This is a genomic window from Methylobacterium trifolii (genome assembly GCF_022179685.1).
GTDB lineage: Bacteria > Pseudomonadota > Alphaproteobacteria > Rhizobiales > Beijerinckiaceae > Methylobacterium > Methylobacterium trifolii.
Window position 1 is genome coordinate 1 of sequence record NZ_BPRB01000376.1, and the last position, 1358, is coordinate 1358.

1 protein-coding gene is annotated in these 1358 nt (G+C 60.5%); it reads left to right on the top strand.

The window, feature by feature from the left end; all coding sequences use genetic code 11:
* Nucleotides 1–1138 precede the first annotated feature (1138 nt).
* Nucleotides 1139–1357 carry a DUF3102 domain-containing protein gene (locus COGEMETH_RS24760; RefSeq protein WP_238185323.1) on the top strand — a complete coding sequence of 73 codons (219 nt, stop codon included), beginning with the start codon at nt 1139–1141 and terminating at the stop codon, nt 1355–1357.
* Nucleotide 1358 lies beyond the last annotated feature (1 nt).

Consider the following 1358-nt stretch of genomic DNA (forward strand, 5'->3'; position numbering starts at 1 on the left):
ATGGTTGCTGAGCCTGTCGCAGGACTTCCCGACCCTCGAATGCGAACTGCTCGCGCGCCGTCGCTTCCGCTCGCAGGCCGAGGCGCGGATGGCCTGCTTCAGCGACATCGAGGGCGTCTACGACCCGCTGCGCCGGCACTCGGCGCTCGGATACCGCTCGCCCGTCGTCACGTGCAGGAAACCCAGCCGGACCCGTGACCCGAGCCCCTGTTCAGCCAAACCCCCTGACCGTCCACAGACACGGGGCAATCCCAGACCGCGCCCGATACAGTTCGCCTGCCAACGCCGTCGCCTGCCGGTGATCGCGAGCGATCGGTCGCGCGTTCCGCAATGCCGTCCAATATTCTTCTCGCGAGGCGGCTACCCGTCCTTGCCGACGCTTGGCCTCGCTCGGCTCGCGGGGGCAGAGAGAGAACCGAATAGCCGCCATAGGTTGCGTGACGCGGACCTGGACGCGTTCCTTACCAAGCGGAATGGAGAGCGTTCGACCAATTGCGAATGCCCGCACGTCAGCCGGGATTCGCCGGACAAATTGAAGAATAAAGGAGTCTCGCCGCTTGGCCGGCCGGACGATCCGAAAGAGCATCTGTTGCACACCAGCGTAGCACGGTCGGTTCAGCGCAACACTCTGTCTCGGCCTAACTTTCTGAGCGGCTTGGCCTTCTCAGAACATTGGTGCCCAGGAAAGGATTGGGCTTTCAAAGCAAGGTAGACAACAAAATCAGACACTTACGGCAGCACTGACTTCGACCTTTGTATCACTGCATTGTATCAATAATCAATACGGATGCGCCTGCGCTGTCTCATAATGGGTCAGTACAGGAGGCTTGCCGTTTAGCGCTTTTGCCTCTAGGTTTGTTGGCGCGCCTTGATGGGTTTCCTCCTGCTCCGGGGAGGCTCTGAGCCGAGGTGCCATAGTAGCAGGACTTCGAGCGCCTGCATCCTGATAGACAACCGGCGGATAATTCCGCCATCCTGAGGTTGATGCCGTAGGTCGTTATGAACGACCTCTGTAGCGCCCTCGTGTCTTGGAGGGTGCAAGGTGTTATCACATTCAGCATCTATTCATTCGGACACTCCAGCGGTCGCGAGCGTCGCCGTTAAGGCACAAATCGATGTGCGCAATGGTGTACGCGATTTGGAGGAGATTGCCGGTCGCATCAATGAGCGCGAACGGCGCGCGGCGACGTATGCTCACGATCAATGGCTCGAGAACGGACGCGATCTCCTGACGGCCAAGGCGATCCTCGGCCACGGGAAATTCGAGCAGTGGTGCGAGTGGGCGCTCAGCTACACGGCGCGCACCGCGCAGAAGCTGATGCGGGCGGCCGAGGTGTGGGTGTCCGTCGTCAGATGAT